An 18,708-nucleotide genomic window follows, 5' to 3' on the forward strand; every position below is an offset into this window, starting at 1 on the left:
ATACAATGAAAAGTTTGCTAACTTTAATGTATGCAAATTTTTTTGAGTAAGTAATGTTTAAAACCATTCCTATAAAACAGCTTCTACCCGGTATGTTCGTACAACAAGTAACGAAGCAGTCAGGTAATATCAAAATAAAAAACCAAGGGTGGGTAAAAACGCAGGCTGGTATCGATAAGTTAATAAAAGCGGGTATTTTAGAGGTCGAGATTGACCCAGATAAAACCATCATAGAGCAACCAAAAGAGCTAAACGACGCCCCCATTGTTAGTGACACTCCAAAACAACGTGACCCATGGCATACCACTCACTCTGTTGAACAAGAGATGGGCAAAGCTCAAAAACTTTATTGTGAAGCTAAAGACTTACAGAGCAAGGCATTTAGTGATATTAAAGCAGGAAAAACAATTGAAGTAGCGCCATTTAAAGAGCTTGCAAGTGGCTTTATTGATTCGGTTTTTCGTAACCAAGATGCGCTGGCCTGTATTACACGGATGCGAGAAAAAGACAGTTACCTATTAGAGCACTCAATTAATGTTTCTGTTTTAATTAGTATTTTTGCCAAGCATTTAAATTTTGAAAAAGAGCTCATAGAAGAACTAGCGACAGGCGCCCTGCTACACGATATTGGTAAAATACAAATCCCTGATGAGATTCTTCACAAACCCGGAAGGTTGAGTGAGCAAGAATTTAAAACAATTCAAAATCATGCGCTTTATAGTAAGCAAATTCTAGAAGAGTCAGGTTTAACAGGCATTGCTGTTGATATTGCAGGCTTTCACCACGAGCGCCTAGATGGCAGTGGCTACCCGTTTGGTAAGCACGCCGATGAAATCAGTCAGTATGTGCGTATGGCATCGATTGTTGATGTATATGACGCGCTTACAGCTGAGCGAGTTTATAAAGATGGCATGGAGCCCATTAAAGCCTTTAAAATACTGAAAGATGGCTGTCCTGATAGCTTTGATGGCGAGCTATTGACCAAGTTTATCCAATGTATTGGTATCCACCCTGTTGGTACTTTAGTGAAGCTTTCAAGCCAAAAAGTCGGATTGGTAACAAAAAGCAACCCAGCAAGCCCGCTAAAACCGCAGGTTAAAACCTTTTATCATGCCAAACATGCACGCTACACAGGCGTTGAAGATATTGATTTGGCTCATAGCCGTACTAATGATGCACTGGAGTCAGCCGTGAAACCTAAAGATTTTAATATTGATTTAATCAGATTTTTTAAACATTCAATCCTGCCGTAATACTACAGCAGGGGGATACTTATAAAAAATCAATTACTCTGGCCAATCTTGCAACGCTTTAATACTAAATTGATAGCCATCGAAACTTAATACACTTTGTTCTGGGGTTATCTCTAACACTTCAATATCATCTAAACTATCACCTTCATACAGTTCACGGTTGTTAAGCTTGATCCAACGCTTCTCAACGGACGATGAATAAATATGTGCCTGATATTTAATATTAGGTAGCAAAGCTAATAAGCCGTCTGGTAATAGCTCAATAGGCTCTGCGTAAGAAGAGTTTCTTGTTGCTTGGGTAACTTGATTGGTCGTGACTGTTTCAGTGTCTTTAATTGCTTGGGCAAACGCATTTTTAAGCTCACTAGGCACAGTCTCTAACTCATCGTCGCGCTGCGGTACTATTTGGTTCGCTGAATTTGACTGCTCAATGGGCTTTCCAAGCACCTTATATTGGCTTAAATCAATATCTCTTGAGCGAGTATTTATTGGCTGTGATTGTGCAAACTGTTGAGGTTGAGCGTATTGCTGTGGCTGTGAATACTGCTGCGGCTGAAACTGAGCTGTAGGGGCATTAATCACTTGCTGATACCCATTTGGAGTTTGGACTAAAACAGTTTGCCCTTGCGAGTAAGTTGGTACAGCATTAACAGGCACTTGGACCCATTGATACTGTTGAGATTGGTTCGCGTAGCCTTGGGCCATCACAGGCTGCTGTGAATTAGTAAACTGTGCGGGTGCATTTTGAACTTCTTGCGGTACATTCTTAGGCAATGTATCGCTGCTCTTTTGCACGCTAGAAACGTCTTCATTCGGCTGAATCACTTTTTCATCAGTTGCTGATAACTCTTTAAGGCTAGGCTCTGACGCACTATCTGTTGGAATACTCTTAGTCTGAAACCACTTACCAATTGAAAAGCCAGCCACTAAGGTCAGCGCTAAAGCCAACAATAAGGCAAGTGACATTGCGATTAAGCGATACCTTTTAAGCTCTTGTTGTTGTTTAATTTGTTGAGCATTTTGATCAAAAGCAGATGCTTCATCATGATGCTCAGATTGTTTTAATGCATCTAATAAAAACGACATAATTCACCACGACTAAAAAATAAACGACAAGCCAACACCGGCGCCTAACACTGTTATAAAAACGAAAGGTATTAAAAGCTTACTGGTTTTTGCTTCACTTTGAACTTCACTTTGCAGTACGCTTGGCGGTAACGCCTCTTCTGCTGAACGCATCACAATTTCACTATCAATGACCATAACTTGTTTAGAAAACGCTCCCATTAAGCAACGCTCGCATAGTAAGTTAACTAACCTAGGAATACCTTTTGTAACAATATAAACAGTTTTTAATGCATCAGCCGAAAACATCGCACGTTCACAGCCGGCAACATATAAACGATGTTTGATGTAAGCAATAGTTTGCCCCTCGGTCAGCGGCAATAAATGGTACCGAGCAGTAATACGCTGCGCTAATTGCCTTAATTCATTGCGCTTAAGTAACTCTTGTAACTCTGGTTGACCGACTAACACTATTTGCAGTAACTTTTTATGGTTGGTTTCTATGTTGGTCAATAACCGCAGTTGTTCGAGTACATCTGGTGCAAGTAGCTGTGCTTCATCAATCAATAGTATCGTGTGACCACCCGATTCATGATTAGCCTCTAAATGCTTTTTTATTGCATCAGTTAAGGTTTTTAGTGTGGCATTGACGCCATCATAATTAATGACAAGTTCATCGCAAATACTGGCTAACAACTCTAGCTGTGATAATGCCGGGTTATGGATCATTGCCACTTGCGTATTCTCAGGCAGTTGTTCTTGCAAGCTACGAATTAGGGTTGTTTTACCTGTCCCTACCTCGCCTGTAAGCAATACAAAACCACCCGCCTCGCCTAAACCATAGGTAAGGTGAGCTAATGCTTCTTTGTGGCGCTCGCTTAAAAATAAATATTGTGGATTTGGCGCGATTGAAAACGGTTTTTCCGACAAGCCAAAATAGCTTAAATACACCCTGAACTTCCTTACTGAGTAAATCTGCGCCTATAATGGCAAAAAAATGCACTAAGTGAAAACCTTGTTAGCGTTTTATTACTTAAATAACGTAAAATAACCTAAACAGGTTAACTCTAGGCGTGACTATGGAAGTTTATTTAGTGGGTGGTGCAGTGCGTGATGAGCTGCTCGGACGTAAAATTAAAGAACGTGATTATGTTGTTGTTGGTGCAACTGCAGATCAACTTTTACAGCAAGGCTTTGTACAAGTCGGTAAAGATTTTCCTGTTTTTTTACACCCAAAAACCAAAGAAGAATATGCACTCGCTCGTACTGAACGCAAACAAGGTCAAGGGTATACCGGGTTTACTTGTGAGTTTTCAGCAGATGTTACACTTGAAGATGACTTACGCCGACGCGACCTTACAGTTAATGCCATCGCAAAAGCTGACGATGGCAGCTTAATTGATCCATACAACGGTAAACTAGATTTAGACAACCGCATTCTTCGCCATGTATCCGATGCATTTAGTGAAGACCCACTTAGAATATTGCGTGTTGCTCGCTTTGCAGCTCGTTATCATTACCTTGGTTTTACTATTGCTGATGAGACCAAAACGCTATTAAAGAGCATGATTTCTCAAGGTGAACTGAACACTCTGACACCAGAACGTATTTGGCTTGAATGTGAAAAGTCGCTCAGTGATGGCGCTTTTGCTGAGTTTTTGCAAACGCTTTACAGCCTTAATGCTCTTCCTTCAATCAGCAACGCATTGGCTTCATCGTGGAGCTCTGATAAATACCAGCAAATCAAAGCCCGCTATGAGTATGCAAACAGTCAAAAGGTGACTGAGCCTAGCTTACTATTTTGCCAAGCTACCAGTGATTTATGCCGTGACTCAATAATCACACTAGCGACATCAATTCGGGTGCCAAATGATGTTCGGGATATGGCGCTCTACTTGCAACAGCACCTCGCAACCCTTAAAGATGAACAACTTAACAGCAGTGAGTTACTGGCACTTTGTAATCAACTTGACCTATGGCGCCGACCAGAACGATTCAGTGCTTTATTAAAAGCAGCGGAGATTGCCAATTGCGGGCCATTAAAACGGCAACACACTCTAGTAAGTGCTACTGAAGCAGCTAAAAAAATTAGCCCGCAACAGTTTATTGCTCAAGGTATTAAAGGTGCTGATATAAAAACCGCGCTAGAACAAGCGCGGTTAGACATGTTTAAACAACATTTAAATCAGGTTTAGTCCTCATATCGCACCAAGCGAAGGTAAACGTTAGAGGTTTTAGCATGTAAACTGTTAAGGCCTCTGTCGAATGTGTATACCCAAGCAAAGCCGGGGTCAATAACGCCCGATGTACTCGTCCAATAGTTTTCACTTTTATTCCCTTTGAAAATAACCTCATTGATACTTGGGGTTACACAACTGTGCTCTAGAATACTTGCTAGCTCTTTATTATTCGGTACTTGCCAATCATCATGATTTGCTGTGCGGTCGTTAACCGACGCTCTTAAAGCTTCTTGCCACGAGGTTTTAATTGCGCTATTTGTACAGCTAGTGGTATCAGCATCATAGCTTTGCCCGTAACTACAGGTTTGCCACATTAACCCTGTCACGCTATCGCTCACTGTGCCATCATTGTTAAGTGTAAAACGCGCTGTGGATGTTGTTTCAGGCACCGTGCTGTAACACGTTTGCGCAGCCAAAAAGCTTGGGCTTAAAAGTAGTATGCTCGCAAATAATGTTTTCATTGTGATGCCCCCGCTGTTCTAACTAAGCGTACAAATGCCGTTTCACTCTTAGGATAAGCTAAATCATTGCCATCGCTCATATCTATTATATAAGCCTGCGATAAACTAGTACCATCTGCCGCTGTTTGCGAGGTCCAATAAGGTAAAAAAGGTTGGTTTACAAAAGCGTGCTGAGTAGGTGTATTAACAAAGTAATCATTATCAATTAATAACGATTGCCCATGTTGAGAATAATCCAATAAAGTCATCAGCTCGGTGTACGTGGGGACTCGCCAATTAGTTCCACCACAATAATCTGAATTATTAACGGCATTAACATACTCTTGTAAACCACAATTCGTTGTTGCCGAGCATGTGGTAGTTGCACCTAGCTGACTACCACCTTGTACGCCGGTTTCTCCATTTAAATACCATGTATAGTGGTTCTGTCCTTCTCTGAGTGAGGTTGCGTTAGGTAAAGTGCCAGTGTTTGGGCTTTTAACTTCCCAAATTAGTCCTGTGACATTATCTCGAACGCAACTAAAGTTACTCGCATTGTCCGGAAGCTCATCGGCAAACTCATTTAACTTAGTAAAATCAAATGCTGAATCACCAGCGCCTACTTTATTGATATGCGTACTAACAACACTGTCCCGACCAACGGCTGCATCTTGGCGAGGAAAGTCAGGGCTGTCACATGCTATTTGTTGGGTATTGTTGTAGCACGTATTCACCCCTGTATCATTAATTAGACCTAACGGTTTAGATTCAATATTGATTTGTACGACATCGGCGTCTGTTCGACCTTTACTATCGGTCACTGTTACCTCAAAACTAAACGTATTAACAGCTTCGGTTTTTGGTGCGGTAAACGAGGTAATACATTGTTCTTGATTTGCTAAAGTAACACTGCCAACAATTTGTTCCCAATGACAGGAGAATGTTTCGGTGACGGTTTCACTTGCCGTTGCATCGAGCGTAACAAGTTCAACTTCATTTACGGTTTGATCAGCCCCCGCATTAGCAATAACCACTTTATCTGTTCTGTTTAATTTATGATTATATTGAATACTCGCTTCTCCCCCTTCATCATCAATGACGGTTAGCTGCCACACTAAAGTTGTGTTTACATCTAATAGAGGGTGAGAAAAACTGATAGTCTCATTATTGTAGCTATCGACCGCAACAGTTGGACCAGAGATTTGCTGCCAACGATAACTATTAATAGCACCATTTTCATCGGGATCTGATGACTCAGCACCGCTCAACGTAATGGTGTCTTTATAATCGGAAGGTAATTCTGCAGGCGCAATTTGTGTAACAACCGCCTCGGGTAGTTGGTTATTCGAGACAATATCAATCATAACGTCATCACTAACTAACTGACCGTCTGCTGTTTGGTAGTTAACCCGTAATAGTAGTTGGCTGTCCGTCTTTACATCTGGCGCTGTTAAGGTTTGTTCATCGCCATCAGCAGGTAACCCTTCAACAGCGGGCCCATTAATTCTTTGCCAAGAAAACGTTCCATTTGCAGGTGAGCCTATCGCTGTTAGAGTAAATTCGCTCTTCTCAATAACTTGCTGATCTATCCCTGCGTTGACCGATGCAGCCACATCGGGGTTATCATTCCCACCACCTGAGCCGCCGCAAGCACTGAGCAAGCTAACAACAGGCAATAAAGTGAATAGAGCTCTCATGCAATGTTTCCTCATTTTCATCATATAGGTATATAGCACGCTTATTTAGGCTACATTCTTTAATTAGATAATAAGCAACAACAATGCCAGTTATGCAGGAGATTACATATAACTATCTTGATGGATACGTACAAATAGTTTTGTGCCAACTTTACTGTAATCTACTTTGTATTCTCGACCATCCAAGGCTTGTATGAATAGCAGTCGTTTTTCTTCACCGAATACATCAGCACTACTAATATATACCATATCGAGATAACGCTCTTTTGCTTCACGACGGTTTTTTGGCAGCTCTTCTTTAAATGGCTCTAAGCCATTTTGAGTCACTTTAATTTTAGGGTGAGTTTCAGAGTTTACGATCACTAAATCGAGTTTTTTTTCTTTGTGGATAATCGTATTTCTTCCACTTTTAATAAATGATCTATCTTGACTCATCGCATTATCCTACTGACGTCTATTTAGGCGTTCTTAGCCTTTAACTGAGATTGAATAAAGAGTTTGGGATTTTGCTGCCAACTGTTTAGGCCATGGCTAAAATCCCAAATACTTCTATCTAATACACTGGCAGGCAACAGCAAGTCATACCCTGTTAATTGCTGCAAATGTCGCATTCGATTTGCGAACATTGCAATTAATCCATTAAATTTGCGACCGTTTAAAGATGTATAATTATTGTCTTCTACCAACCATTCTGATGGGCAATTGCCATTTTTGCAATGTTTTTGAACAACCTGCATAAAAAGGTGGCGCTGTTCTATTAATAGTTTACCCGCTAGCCGCGGTGAAATATCCATTAAAAAATTATCCGTATCCCTAAGTTTAATGCCTACAGCATTTAACTCAAGGTATTCAAGTCCATGCTCCGCTTTTGGTATTCCGCTATGGTGCAGATTTTCCCTATTTAATGACCATGAACCATACTTATGATGATACGTAAGTAGCTGCTCTGTGATAATTAAGCTGTAAAATGGCTCTTGCGTCTTTAAAAAACCAACAAACACGGCAACAAGGCATACACTCACCAAGAAAATCTCTACTATGCTAATCAAACCAGGGCGGAGCAAATTAACCAGCATAATAAACACAAGGCCAAATGAGCCAACCAACAGAATTTCCATTCCGTTTTTTGAACCCTGTGAGCGAAGCTTTAAACATAACATTGCGTCTTTAACCATCATAATAAATCATATAAAAAACAAACATAATTATAGCCCAAATTACTAATTTACGAATTTTCCGACATCGTTCACAGCCAGTTTTCATCTTCATAGGTGCAATTTATCCTTTGCAAAAAAGGGACAGCGAACGATTTTACGGCTAACTGACAGATTTCTGAGATACACGGGCAGTCTTTTTACGTCGTTATTTCGTACACTAGTGGTAATTAATCTTTCGGTATAAATAAGATGTATTTAAAGCAGTCAGGCAAAGCATTATTTCCATTTATTATCACAGTGTTGATCGGGTTGTGTGTATACCTTTATTTGCCAAGCAGCCAGGGTGAACAATTAGGTTTTAAACCAACAGCAACTAAAGTAACAGCTCATACGGTAACCACTCAAGAAAACCCAATCCTTATCGAGGCTATCGGGAGTGCCCGCGCTAATCAAGCAGTTTACATTAACAGCGCGCAAAGCGACTACATTACTGACATTTACTTTAATGACGGTGATCTCGTTGATAAAGGGCAAAGACTTGCCCAATTACAATCTCAACAAGAGCAACTTACGGTTAAAGAGCTTGCAATTAACTTACGCGAAGAAGAACGCCAACTTGCCAGGTTAACTGAGCTTTCTCGCTCTCAAGCCACCGCTAAATCATTGCTTGAAGAACAGTTATCTCGCGTTGATGCTACCAAAGCACAACTGCAAAATGCAAAAACTAAACTCGCCGAAATGACTATAACCGCACCGTTCTCTGGTGTTTTAGGTAAACGCCTTATTTCAGTGGGTGCCTTTGTAAATAATAGTACGATATTAACCAGTTTAGATGATATCAGTATAATCAAGGTTGATTTTAAAGTCCCAGAAAAATACTTAGCTCAACTGGGACTTGGTATGAAAGTGATGACACAAAATGATGCCTACCCTGATAAAACATTTTCCGGTCAAGTAACTCACATAAGCTCACGTATAGATTCTGTTACGCGCAGCATTGAAGTTACTGCGAGCTTTGTTAATAAATCTGGATTATTACGCCCAGGCATGCTTTTAAAAACCGCCTTACAGTTAAGTACGAATAAAGCACTAATGGTGCCTGAAAAGGCTATTATCCCTCAGCAAGATAGACACTACGTGTTCCAAATAACCGAAGGTGTTGCTACAAAAGTAGAAGTCCATGTTACTGGCCGACACAACGGCTGGGTAGCAATTGATGAAGGCCTCAATGATGGTCAACAGGTAGTAACAGAAGGAATTATTAAAATTCGTTCTGGTAGCAAAGTCACAGTGAAGGGGTAAACAGTGAAAATTACTGATACCAGCGTCAAACGCCCTGTTTTTGCGATCGTTATTAACTTATTACTACTGACTTTCGGTTTAGTGGCATTTTCGATGCTACCACTGCGCGAGTACCCAGATATAGAATCACCTATAGTGAGTGTAAGTACTAGCTACACTGGGGCGTCAGCTGAAATTATCGAAACCAAAATAACGCAAGTACTAGAAAACCGTATCTCAGGTATTGAAGGTATAAAAAGTATTAACTCATCGAGCCGAAATGGCCGTTCTAACATTACCATTGAGTTTAATATTAGCCGCGATATTGATGCTGCATCCAATGATGTGAGAGAACGTGTTGCTCGTGCGCTAGATAGTCTACCTGAGCAAGTACGACCACCCGAGGTGTCAAAATCAAACAGTGATGAGAGCCCTATCGCTTGGTTTGTTCTTAACAGTACAACCATGGACTCATTGCAGCTTTCAGATTACGCACAACGCTATATTGTTGACCGCTTAGCTGTTGTAGATGGTGTTTCTAATGTCCGAGTTGGTGGCGAACGTAAATATGCCATGAAAGTGTGGCTAAACCGCCAAGCAATGGCAGCGCGCGGTATTACTTCAAGTGATATAGAAAATACGCTTCGCACAGAAAACGTTGAATTACCAGCCGGTGAGATTGAATCTATCGATCGCGACTTCACTGTTCGTACAGCGCGTAGTTACAAAGACCAGCAAGACTTTAGAAATTTAGTCATTAAGCGTGGCGAAGATGGCTACTTAGTTCGTCTAGGTGAAGTGGCCGATGTACACCTTGAAGCCGCTGATGATGAAAGCCTATTCCGTGGTAATGGCCGAAACATGATTGGTTTAGGTATTGTAAAGCAAGCAAAAGCAAACACCTTAACCGTGGTTGATAACGCACGCGCTGAACTTGAAAAAATAAAGCGTAACCTGCCTGAAGGTACGACGATTGAAGACAGCTATGATTCTTCGATCTTCATCAAAGAGTCAATCGATGAGGTGTATCGTACTTTAGCAATCTCAATGGCATTGGTCGTATTAGTTATTTATCTCTTCTTGGGGAATATACGTGCAACGCTTATTCCTGCAATTACGGTCCCCGTAGCGCTTGTGGGTAGTTTTATGTTTTTACTCGCAATGGGTTACTCTATTAACTTACTAACCCTGTTAGCGTTAGTTTTAGCAATCGGACTCGTAGTGGATGATGCAATTGTCATGCTTGAAAACATTCACCGCAGAATAGAGCTTGGAGAGCCACCACTTTTAGCTGCGTATCGTGGTGCCCGTGAAGTAGGGTTTGCGATTGTTGCAACAACCTTAGTGCTTATCTCTGTTTTTGTTCCTTTAGTGTTTATGGATGGCCGTATTGGCGCGTTATTCACTGAGTTTGCTATGGCCGTGAGTGCAGCTGTATTCTTCTCAAGTATTACGGCACTAACACTCTCCCCTGCATTATGTTCAAAAGTTCTTAAACCATCCGAAAAAGAGAGTAAATTCAGCCAAAAAATGGATCTCTTTTTTGGCAAAATTGAAAATGCCTACAGTAATTCACTGAGGTCAAATATGGCCCGAAAGTGGAGCTTAATACTCACCATGGTATTGGCTGGTTTGGCAAGCTTTATGCTGTATCAACAAGTGCCCTCTGAGCTGACTCCGAAAGAAGACCGAGGCACCTTTTTTATTATGATGAGTGGCCCAGAAGGTGCCAGTTATGAAAATAACGCCGCCAATATGGCGAAGATAGAAGATCGCCTCTTACCGTACTCTGAGTCAGGCGAACTAAGCCGCGTACTTGTGCGAGTTCCGGGCTGGGGTGGCAATGGTGGCGTTGCGATTATTGGCATGGCTGACTGGGATGAGCGCAAGCGTTCAACTTGGGAAGTGATGGGTGAAATTAGTGGCAAGATGAGAGAAGTCACTGACGTGCGCGCTTTTGCTATAATGCGCCGCGGCATTGGCGGTGGTGGCTCATCTCGCCCTATTGAGTTTGTGTTACAAGGCAATGACTACGCTCAGTTAGCTGATTGGCGTGACAGAATCATTGAACGAGCAGAGAAGAACCCGGGCTTGGTGCGTATTGATCATGATTACAAAGAAACTTTCCCGCAGTTTTTGATCAACATCGACAAAAATAAAGCCGCGGATCTCGGTGTATCAGTTTCTGATATTGGCCGCACGCTTGAAACCATGCTTGGTCAACGCCGTGCTACGACCTTTATTGACCGAGGTGAAGAGTACGATGTAATACTCAAAGGAACTAAAGCTGATTTTACCGACCCGACTGATATTTCAAATATCTATTTGAAATCACGTAGCGGTGAGTTGGTTCCACTCGATAGCATTATTAGCTTAAAAGAAGAAGCGACCGCATCGCGATTAAACCGCTACAACCGCATGCGCTCTATTACTTTAAGTGCAAATTTAGCGGATGGTTATACATTAGAAGAAGCGCTTAATTTCTTAAACAAAGTCGCAGCAGAAGAAAACGACATAGACGGTGCCGTAGATTATAAAGGTGAATCTCAACTGTTTTATGAAGGCGCATCTGCCATGACATATGTGTTCATTTTAGCATTAACAGTGACCTTTTTAGTACTTGCAGCGCAGTTTGAGAGTTTTGTTCACCCATTTGTCATCATGCTTACGGTGCCTCTTGGCTTAGTAGGGGCACTATTTGGCTTATGGTATACAGGTTTAACCCTTAATATTTATAGCCAAATTGGTATTGTTATGCTGATTGGCCTCAGTGCTAAAAATGGTATTTTGATTGTCGAATTTACCAACCAACTGCGTGACAAAGGCGTTGAGTTTAGTGAGGCTATTGTTCAAGCTGCAACACAACGCTTACGTCCTATCATCATGACCTCTTTAACCACGGTTATGAGTTCAGTGCCGCTAGTGTTAGCCAGTGGTCCTGGCGCTGAAAGTAGAATGGTAATAGGTGTTGTGGTATTTACAGGGGTCATTGTCGCGACCTTACTAACTCTGTTTATTGTGCCTGCGGCTTACTCTGCGCTTGCACGTAATACTCAGTCACCAGAGTTTTTACAACAAAAGCTTAATCAACAAGAAGCTGAAAAGCCGCTTAAAGAAATATAAGCAAAAGCGTTGAGCGTTGCTACACTTTGCAGCAACGCTTCTCTCCTCTCCTTGCTCTATCTAATCTATGAAATAAAATCCTGCTGTTACCGTTCTTCTGATAGGCTAGAACATGTTAGCGATTTAACGTTTTTGGGAGTAAACAATGAGCAAAAAAATTGAAGTAGCAACGTTTGGTGGAGGCTGTTTTTGGTGTATTGATGCTGCTTTTCGCCGTGTAGAAGGCGTAATGAACGTAAGCTCTGGGTATACTGGTGGCGAAACAGATAACCCTACTTACAAACAGATATGCACTGGACTCTCAGGCCATGCAGAAGTTGTTCAGCTTGAATTTGATGTAAACCAAATAAGCTACAACACGTTACTAGAGATGTTTTTTACTCTGCATGATGCTACCCAACTAAACCGTCAAGGTAACGATGTTGGCACCCAGTATCGCAGCGTAATTTATTATCATGATGAGCAGCAACACGTACAAGCAACTGCAATGATCAATGAATTGCAGAAACAGATCCGTGAACCAATTGTTACCGAAATAAGCGCAGCGAGTCATTTTTACTCGGCAGAACAATACCACCAAGATTACTACAACGAAAATCCAAACCAAGGATATTGCAGTATATTGATTGCACCTAAACTTAAAAAGTTTGAGCTACTTTATGCTGATAAATTAAAGTAAATAAAGCTCGCCAAGTAGGTGGCGAGCTTTAAACTCAGTGCTAATTTTCCTTACTATTAGAACTGGTATTGGGCTCCAACAAACACACGACGCTCTGCTGTGTTGTAGTAATAAATTTCGTCATTTATATAATCGCCATCAACATCTTTACCATATGCATCAACGGCGCTGTAGCTTCTATCAAATAGATTCTCTACACGCAGCGACACAGTTAAGTTATCCGTTGCTTGATAATGACCCACTAGATTCCACAGCGTATAAGAAGGTAATTGAGTTAATTTACCACGGCGATCACCACGGTATTGCATTTCAAGGCCAGCATCAAATGCACCCCACGCTTTATTAAGCGACCAATTTATACTTTGCTTAGAAACATAAGTCAGCGATTCACCCGTTTGTGTATCATCAGCAGATAAGTAAGTCATATTGAATGCGTGATCAAAGCCAAATACCTGTTGAATAAAGCTAAATTCAACCCCTTCATGGCGTGCTTGATTAATATTGGTAGGTACCCATTTGCCAGCTGCATTAGGTGCCCAAGCAATTTTATTCTCAATGTCACTTCTAAAAATTGCCACATCTAAGCTAATGTCTTTCACGTTTAGTGATAAACCAAGCTCTTGGTTATCAGAAGTCTCAGGGTTTAGGGCTGGATTGCCTGAACCTGGGTAGTAAAGGTCGTTAAACGAAGGTGATTTAAAACCTGTGCTTTGGCTCACTCTAAACGTTGCTATATCGTTTAGATGGTAACCCACAGCGGCTGTGTAAGTTGTTTCATTACCAAACTGCTGATCATCATCTTGACGGAGCGTTAAATTAGCAAGCACCTGCTCATCATCGTAATAAGCACCAGCAAAAGCTGCAAACACTTCACGGCTGTCTTTTAAATAACTGCCTGAACTTGTGTTTATTTGGTCTTTATACCAGTTTAAACCACCACTCAAAGTCAAAACTTGATTTAAAAAATATTGACCATTGTAATCAATTTGCTCACGCTCAGTTTCAAACTTATCAACAACCGTATCGCCGGTATAACTCACTCTTGAATCATCAGAACTGTCGTTTGAAGTGGCAATATCAATCGAATGGCTGTGGTTTTCAAACGTTTTCTTCCAGCCTAATGATGTTTGATAATTCTCAAATTCACCTTGCTCAACGGTACTGTCAGCGGGACTATAAGCACTGTCATAGCTAGCCTCCCCTTGAGCATACTGCCCCTGGGCTAAAAATGTACCTAAATACTCATCTTGATATGCGATATTAAAGCCGATGTTTTTATTTTCAAAACCATCTTCATCAGGCGCCAACCCTTGCAATACGTCAAAGCCATCGGTTTTTTCATACCCTGCGTTTAAAGCTATATCTACATCACTAAACTGCCCACTAGTTGCAAGTTGTAACTGTTTATAAGAATCGGAACCAGCAGTAAGGTCGATCGTCGTGTTTTGTGCTTTTCGGGTGATAATGTTTATTACGCCCGCTAGCGCATCAGATCCATAAACAGCTGCACGTGAGCCTTTTATTATCTCGACTCTTTCAATGCTATTAAGTGGAATATTATTAATACTCTTATAGCCAAGAGTAGCTGAGCCAGTGCGAACCCCGTCAATTAAGATAAGTGTATGGCGTGAGCTTGCGCCGCGTAAAGACAACCCTGCACTTTGACCAAAGCCACCATTTGCATTGATTTGAAAACCGGCTTCTTTTGATAACAAGCTTGGTAGGTCACGTACATAACTTGATTCAATGTCTGCACGGTCAATCACCGTGACACTGGCAAGTACATCATTAATGTTTTGTTCAAACTTATTAGCAGAAACCGTAATATGTTCAATAGGTTGTTGTTCAGCAGACACTGAAAATGATAACGCAGCTGCGATAGCTACGCCTAAAATCGATTTGTTTAGCATGAGTTCCCCAAGCCTGTGCCCACCGCACACGCAAATAGTAAATTACTCCAAGGCCGGTCTCCGGACTCAGCGTGTGCTTAGCACTTGCATTACCGTTGCGGGGGCAGTGTTGGAGTTGCAGTCTTCATGGCTACTCACCAACTTCCCGATTATCTCACTAAAAATTTCAATACCTTGAAACCTATACCTTAATATTTAGTAAGCACCTTGGAAATAGGCCGTCATTGTGATGATTTTAGGGATAAATGTCAATGGACGGCTATACATCTAAATATTCTGAATTCAGAGTCATAGGTCCTGGGTTCTAGATTTAAAAAATCATCATAAGCTCCAAACTAAAAAAGCCAAACTACAATACTGTAGTTTGGCTTTTTCTAGCTCCTAGCAACCGAGCTTTTTAATCTCTAAAGTTTTTAAACTGGAACGGCTGACCTAACTCAGCGCTACGTACAACTTGCATGGCCTCTTGTAAATCATCACGCTTTTTGCCTGTTACACGTACTTCTTCACCTTGGATAGCGGCTTGTACTTTTACTTTTGAGTCTTTAATGGCTTTGACTACTTTTTTAGCTACGTCTTTTTCAATACCTTGCTTAAGCGCGACATTACGAAACACGTTTTTACCTGCACGCGAAATATCTTGCAACTCAAGGCTTGATACATCCATTCCACGTTTTGAAATTTTGTTCGCTAAAATATCAAATAACTGTAGAACTTGTGAATCAGCTTCTGCTTTTAATTTGATGGTTTTGTCGTTAAGTTCAATTGATGCGTCAACGCCTCTAAAGTCAAAGCGGGTCTCAAGTTCACGTTTTGCATTATCAACCGCATTTTGTGCTTCGTTCATTTCTACTTCAGATACAATATCAAAAGAAGGCATTCGTCTCTCCTAACAAGATTTAAAAATTAATATGCTTGGGATTATAACGCCAAAATTATAAATCTTTACATATTTCTGCATATCGTTCAGGTGCGATGCAAAATTAGTTTGATATACTGTGGCTCTATTTATAGCCAATGTAGGATTTTTTTGTGACTCGGCGTGTTTATCAAGTACTCTTTTTAGTCAGCATAGTGGCCTTTACTTTTTTATTTGCCAAAGAAATAAAAGGCGCTGCAAGCTTATTTCCGCATGTTGATAAAGTAGCTCACTTTGGAATCTTTTTTGCCCTTGCTGTCGTAATGGACAAAGCATTTAAACTACCTTTATGGGTGCAAATATTTTTGCTTGCCGGATATGGGGCTGCCATTGAAGTAATGCAAGGTATGCTCCCTTACCGCCAAGCCTCTGTGGCCGATTTTATTGCTGACTTTGCTGGGGCCGCCAGTTATTTTGTTATCAAGTTAGCATTTCATATTGGAAAAAAGCCGAGCCATGAGTAATGTTGTTATTGTGGGTGATGGCGCTATAGGGCTGTTATATAGTTATTTTTTAAGTACTTCAAACCATGTAACTTTAATCACCCGTAGCGAAAAGTCAGGCAAGCAATATTATTATCAAGGCAGCAGTGGCAAACATTTAATCAATATTAAAACTCTCAATAACCAGCACTTAGCCAGCTTAGGCAATATTGACATTGTTATTATTGCGGTTAAAGCGTATCAAGTTGAGACTGCTTTAAGTCAATTATCCCCTTACCTAAATGATTCATGTAAAGTGGTTTTATCTCATAATGGGATGACTGATTTAGCGCCTATTATGAACAACATATTAAACAACAAACCCATTTATTTTTTAACAACACGATTAGCGGGCTTCAAGGCAAACTCAACAACGGTGATACATACTGGAAACGGCGAGAGTATATTAGGGGCCTATAATAGCCCTGCCGATCAACAATATTGCGAATTGGTATCAACTCTTTGCGCAATTCCTGACCTTAGCTACAGCAAGCAGATTGACACTATTCGCTGGCAGAAATTATTAATAAATATAGCAATTAATCCACTAAGTGGATTTTATAATGTGAAAAATGGAGAGCTTAATTCACCTAAATACAACAGTGATATTTTCAACTTACTCAGCGAAGCTTGCTTAGTAGCCAACAGACTTGGCATTGCTGTAACACTACCTGACTCATTAGAAAGCGCTTATAAGGTAATGGGTGCGACTGCAAATAACTTTTCATCCATGCATCAGGATATTATGCATAATCGCCCTACTGAAATTGATGCTATGTGCGGCTATATTTGCCAACAAGCTGAATTGATCGGTATAAAAACACCATACAATCAATATTATTTGGATGTAATCAGGCATAAAAAAAGCGCGAATTAATTCGCGCTTTCACAATAAGTTGCTCTACTCGTTATGGGCGATAGACTTTTACATTAGCAAAGCCGTTTTCATGCATTATAAGGGCTTGTAATTGACTCATTACCCCTTTTGCACAATACAAGTAGTAGTCTTTATCTTGCGGTAAATCCCCAAACTTAGTTGCTAAGCGGAAAAAGGGTAAATGCACAACCTCAGTACCGTCAATCTCTAACGGATTTGCATCTTCTTCTTCTGGTGAGCGAATATCTAAAACAACAGCTCCGGCGGGAAGCTCGGATACTGATTCAGCCTCTTTAAGTTCTTGCTTGGCTTCTACATCGATATCACGAATATCCATCACACGTGCATTGCTAACAACGGTATCAAGCACATCAAAATCGAACTTTTGTTCTTCTGCTTCAATGACTTGTACTTTTGCTTTAACAGTCGGCTTTTTAGAAATTACACCACAATACTCAGGCATCGTTTCTGCCATTTCAGCAGTGCCAATTTTACGCGCAATATTGATAATTTCTTGTTTGTCATGTTGAATTAACGGGCGCAAAATTAGCGTTTCTGTTACACGGTCAATCACGCTTAAATTAGCCAATGTTTGACTTGAAACTTGACCAATACTCTCACCGGTGACGAGTGCTTGAACACCCATCTTCTCGGCTATTTTACTACCTGCACGCATCATCATTCGCTTAAGCACTACGCCCATTTGGCTGTTTTCAACGTTTTCAAGAATTTCAGCGACCACAGGTTCAAAGTCTACGCTAACAAATTTCACTTTGTGCGTAGAGCTAAACTGTTTCCAAATGTAGTAACTGGCTTGCTTTACGCCAATCTCGTGGGCGGCACCACCTAGGTTGAAGAATAAAAAGTGAGTGCGCGCACCTTTACGGATCATTTGGTAACTAGCAACACCCGAGTCAAAACCACCTGACATAAGTGATAGCACATCTTCTTGCGTTGGCAGTGGAAAGCCTGCCATCCCAAAGTGAGTTTGCGTAACAATGTAGGCTTTATCATCTTTTATTTCGATGCGAATAGTCACTTCAGGGCGACTAAGTTGTACGCGAGCACCTTCAACATGCTGGTTTAGCCCGCCTCCGACATAGCGTTCAACATCTGTAGAGGTGAATTCATGTTTACCTTGACGTTTACAACGCACGCAAAATGATTTGCCTGCAATAGTGTGGCCAATTAAGTCATACGCAATTTCGTAAATATCATGAAGGTTATCGTACTGGGTTTCTGTTACTTCAATAAACTGAACGATGCCTGGAATTCGTTGTAAACCGTCGATAAAGTCAAGGCGCATCTGCGCACTATCACTTTTTGTGACAACCGAAATATTGTCCCAGTTATTTTTAACCTGCACTTTCTCGTCTAGCTTTCGTAGCACGATTTTAATGTTATTTTCTAACACTTTTGTAAAACGTTTACGAACTGAACGGCTCTTAATGGCTATTTCAGGATGAAGTTTGACGATAAATTTAAGCATAGTTTACTCGTTTGGCAATTTAAGAATTCACGCACCCACGTGCTGGGCGCGCGATTATAGCAAAAAATCTAGCGTCTAGGAAATAAACAAGTACCG

16 protein-coding genes and 1 riboswitch are annotated in these 18,708 nt (G+C 40.9%); of the genes, 7 read left to right on the forward strand and 9 right to left on the reverse strand.

The window, feature by feature from the left end; all coding sequences use genetic code 11:
• Positions 1-53: 53 nt before the first annotated feature.
• A complete protein-coding gene (locus tag CSC79_RS06480; RefSeq protein WP_099295016.1) occupies positions 54-1,253 on the forward strand; it encodes an HD-GYP domain-containing protein in 1,200 nt (399 codons plus the stop codon).
• Positions 1,254-1,286: 33 nt separating this feature from the next.
• Here CSC79_RS06480 and CSC79_RS06485 read toward each other — a convergent pair whose 3' ends face one another.
• Entirely contained in the window at positions 1,287-2,339 is a 1,053-nt protein-coding gene (locus tag CSC79_RS06485) for a general secretion pathway protein GspB (RefSeq protein ID WP_099295017.1), read from the reverse strand.
• A gap of 12 nt (positions 2,340-2,351) precedes the next feature.
• Positions 2,352-3,269 carry an AAA family ATPase gene (locus tag CSC79_RS06490; protein ID WP_099295018.1) on the reverse strand — a complete coding sequence of 306 codons (918 nt, stop codon included), beginning with the start codon at positions 3,267-3,269 and terminating at the stop codon, positions 2,352-2,354.
• A gap of 128 nt (positions 3,270-3,397) precedes the next feature.
• Between CSC79_RS06490 and CSC79_RS06495 the strand changes: the two genes are divergently transcribed.
• The gene (locus tag CSC79_RS06495) at positions 3,398-4,513 is read left to right on the forward strand and encodes a tRNA nucleotidyltransferase (RefSeq protein WP_099295019.1); all 1,116 of its coding nucleotides are present in this window, start codon (positions 3,398-3,400) and stop codon (positions 4,511-4,513) included.
• On the opposite strand, the gene CSC79_RS06500 is transcribed toward CSC79_RS06495, so the two are convergent.
• From CSC79_RS06500 to CSC79_RS06515, 4 genes are all read right to left on the reverse strand, one after another.
• Positions 4,510-5,019 (reverse strand): DUF1566 domain-containing protein, encoded by a 510-nt coding sequence (locus CSC79_RS06500; RefSeq protein WP_099295020.1) that lies wholly within the window; start codon positions 5,017-5,019, stop codon positions 4,510-4,512. The genes CSC79_RS06495 and CSC79_RS06500 overlap by 4 nt on opposite strands.
• The gene (locus CSC79_RS06505) at positions 5,016-6,695 is read right to left on the reverse strand and encodes a DUF1566 domain-containing protein (RefSeq protein WP_099295021.1); all 1,680 of its coding nucleotides are present in this window, start codon (positions 6,693-6,695) and stop codon (positions 5,016-5,018) included. Before CSC79_RS06505 ends, CSC79_RS06500 begins: the two co-directional genes overlap by 4 nt.
• 102 nt (positions 6,696-6,797) lie before the next feature.
• Complete coding sequence (locus tag CSC79_RS06510; RefSeq protein WP_099295022.1) at positions 6,798-7,130, reverse strand: hypothetical protein; 333 nt, start codon at positions 7,128-7,130, stop codon at positions 6,798-6,800.
• A 23-nt stretch (positions 7,131-7,153) separates the two neighbouring features.
• Positions 7,154-7,870, reverse strand: coding sequence for a DUF2982 domain-containing protein (locus CSC79_RS06515; protein WP_237113976.1), 717 nt, complete (start codon positions 7,868-7,870; stop codon positions 7,154-7,156).
• Positions 7,871-8,101: 231 nt separating this feature from the next.
• On the opposite strand from CSC79_RS06515, the gene CSC79_RS06520 reads away from it, so the two are divergent.
• The 3 genes from CSC79_RS06520 (at position 8,102) to msrA (ending at position 12,935) form a co-directional block, all read left to right on the forward strand.
• Entirely contained in the window at positions 8,102-9,154 is a 1,053-nt protein-coding gene (locus CSC79_RS06520; RefSeq protein WP_099295023.1) for an efflux RND transporter periplasmic adaptor subunit, read from the forward strand.
• A 3-nt stretch (positions 9,155-9,157) separates the two neighbouring features.
• Positions 9,158-12,256, forward strand: a complete 3,099-nt coding sequence (locus CSC79_RS06525) for an efflux RND transporter permease subunit (protein ID WP_099295024.1) — start codon at positions 9,158-9,160, stop codon at positions 12,254-12,256.
• Between the two features lie 145 nt (positions 12,257-12,401).
• Positions 12,402-12,935, forward strand: a complete 534-nt coding sequence (gene msrA, locus CSC79_RS06530) for a peptide-methionine (S)-S-oxide reductase MsrA (RefSeq protein ID WP_099295025.1) — start codon at positions 12,402-12,404, stop codon at positions 12,933-12,935.
• Positions 12,936-12,991: 56 nt separating this feature from the next.
• Here the strand turns inward: msrA and CSC79_RS06535 are convergent, their stop codons facing one another.
• Both CSC79_RS06535 and CSC79_RS06540 read right to left on the reverse strand, forming a co-directional pair.
• Entirely contained in the window at positions 12,992-14,845 is a 1,854-nt protein-coding gene (locus CSC79_RS06535) for a TonB-dependent receptor (RefSeq protein ID WP_099295026.1), read from the reverse strand.
• Positions 14,846-14,878: 33 nt separating this feature from the next.
• Positions 14,879-15,037: riboswitch (cobalamin riboswitch) on the reverse strand.
• A 205-nt stretch (positions 15,038-15,242) separates the two neighbouring features.
• Entirely contained in the window at positions 15,243-15,725 is a 483-nt protein-coding gene (locus CSC79_RS06540; RefSeq protein ID WP_099295027.1) for a YajQ family cyclic di-GMP-binding protein, read from the reverse strand.
• 152 nt (positions 15,726-15,877) lie between these two features.
• Here CSC79_RS06540 and CSC79_RS06545 point away from each other — a divergent pair, with 152 nt between their 5' ends.
• A complete protein-coding gene (locus tag CSC79_RS06545) occupies positions 15,878-16,228 on the forward strand; it encodes a VanZ family protein (protein WP_099295028.1) in 351 nt (116 codons plus the stop codon).
• A complete protein-coding gene (locus tag CSC79_RS06550; RefSeq protein WP_099295029.1) occupies positions 16,221-17,123 on the forward strand; it encodes a 2-dehydropantoate 2-reductase in 903 nt (300 codons plus the stop codon). Before CSC79_RS06545 ends, CSC79_RS06550 begins: the two co-directional genes overlap by 8 nt.
• 31 nt (positions 17,124-17,154) lie before the next feature.
• On the opposite strand, the gene thiI is transcribed toward CSC79_RS06550, so the two are convergent.
• Positions 17,155-18,612: a tRNA uracil 4-sulfurtransferase ThiI gene (gene thiI, locus CSC79_RS06555; protein ID WP_099295030.1), complete on the reverse strand. Its 1,458-nt coding sequence runs from the start codon at positions 18,610-18,612 to the stop codon at positions 17,155-17,157.
• Positions 18,613-18,708 lie beyond the last annotated feature (96 nt).

The organism is Pseudoalteromonas sp. 3D05 (assembly GCF_002723455.1).
In the GTDB taxonomy this organism is placed as follows: domain Bacteria; phylum Pseudomonadota; class Gammaproteobacteria; order Enterobacterales; family Alteromonadaceae; genus Pseudoalteromonas.